Origin of the sequence: Klebsiella sp. 18074, from assembly GCF_902705905.1 — a bacterium.
GTDB lineage: Bacteria > Pseudomonadota > Gammaproteobacteria > Enterobacterales > Enterobacteriaceae > Klebsiella > Klebsiella terrigena.
On record NZ_CACSIS010000091.1, the window covers coordinates 1 to 1,140 of the forward strand.

Sequence of the window (1,140 nt, forward strand, 5' to 3'; positions counted from 1 at the left end):
CAACAAATAGATGCCATTGTGGCGAAAGCCGTGGATAAAGCGCTGGCCGACCGTCAGACCAAAATCGATGCCGCCGCCGATAAAAAGGTGGACGTCATTACTAACCCCCAGACCACCGCAGCCACGCCGGATATGGCTATTCCATTCGGCCTGAAGTTTAGCGGCTACGCCCGCTACGGCGCCCAGTTCCAGACCGGCGATCAGAAGTTCGTCGGCGTCGACGGCTCCTACAACGGCGCGTCGGCCATCGGCCGTCTCGGCAACGAAGGCAACGGCGGCGAATTCCAGATAACCAAGGCTTTCAAGAGCAGCCAGGGCGCTATCTGGGATATTAACGTCATGTTTGACCACTGGAGCGACGAAGTTAACCTGAAAAAGGCCTACGTCGGCGTCACTAACGTCCTCGAATCAAACCCCAACGCCTATATCTGGGCCGGTCGCGACTTCCACCAGCGTCCGCAGCAGGGGATCAACGACTACTTCTGGATGAACCACGACGGCCAGGGCGCCGGGGTGAAAAACTTTGATATCGGCGGCGTACAGTTTGACGTGGCGGGGGTCTCACAGGTTGAGTCCTGTAGCCCGGAGGTGATGGCCGATGAGTCCAACCCGTCGCGCATCACCTGTACCGGCGGCTCGGGCACCGGCGACGACGGCCACTACGCGCTGACGTCAAAAATCCACAATATGAAGGCCGGGCCAATCGACGTTGAGGTGTATGCCAACTACGGCTTTGATTCAAAAGCGGTGGACAACGACGCGCAGCTGGATGCCTGGCAGGGCGGCCTGGTGCTGAGCCATACCAACGACGGCGGGGTCAACAAAGTTATCCTGCGCTATTCCGATAACTCGGATAACAGCGTCTATAACAAAACCGACGATCTGACGGCCATCTACGCCAGCTTTGAGGGCAGCCACAAGTTTACCCGACAGGCGCAGGTGGAGTATCTGCTGGCCTTCCATGACTACGACAACGGCAAGGACAATACCGATAACCGTAAAAACTACGGCGCGATTATCCGTCCGATGTATTTCTGGAACGACGTGCATTCAACCTGGCTGGAAGCCGGCTATCAGCGCGTTGACTACGATCAGGGTGGCGACAACAAGGGCTGGAAGCTGACGCTGTCGCAGAACATC

1 protein-coding gene is annotated in these 1,140 nt (G+C 57.5%); it reads left to right on the forward strand.

The genetic code is table 11. The annotated features are described in order from the left end of the window. Positions 1 to 1,140, forward strand: a 1,140-nt coding sequence (locus GVK32_RS28655; protein WP_159880943.1) for a carbohydrate porin, incomplete at both ends; no start/stop codon positions are given.